This window comes from Gluconobacter sp. P1D12_c (genome assembly GCF_018812105.1).
GTDB lineage: Bacteria > Pseudomonadota > Alphaproteobacteria > Acetobacterales > Acetobacteraceae > Gluconobacter > Gluconobacter oxydans_A.
The window spans coordinates 1-408 of sequence record NZ_JACSIQ010000623.1 but is presented as its reverse complement, the minus strand read 5'-3'; the positions used below and the strand labels follow the sequence as shown (position 1 = coordinate 408).

General features: G+C 47.3%; 1 pseudogene. It reads right to left on the bottom strand.

The features are described from left to right. Positions 1 to 408: pseudogene (locus KP705_RS18440) on the bottom strand (hypothetical protein); the annotation flags it as partial.

Here is a 408-nt window from a genome sequence, read left to right as displayed (position 1 = left end):
CAATAAATGAATTTCATTTTCACGAGACTTCGCACCATCATCAAAACGGCTTTTCGTGAATGACTCAGAAACCTGAACAACACCACCAGCAACAGCAGAAGAAACAGCACCAACCAACGTGCCAGCCTTCTCAAACTTTTCAGCCTTAGCTTTTGCAGCATCAACACGCTTTGCAACAGCACGACCATCAGCCAGAGCAATAGCTAAAGCCTTGGCTTGTTGCTTCTCCTGGTTCCACTGGTCCCGAGTTAAACGCCTACGACCTGGACCAATACGAGTTAAGCCAGAAGGCTTCCCGACCTTATCCCAATAACTGTCCTGCCAATCTCTAAACGATTGCTTATAGGCTTCATTTTGTTCCTTTGGAGATAACCCATCCGCCTTGGCCTTCTGCTTTGCACTATCCCC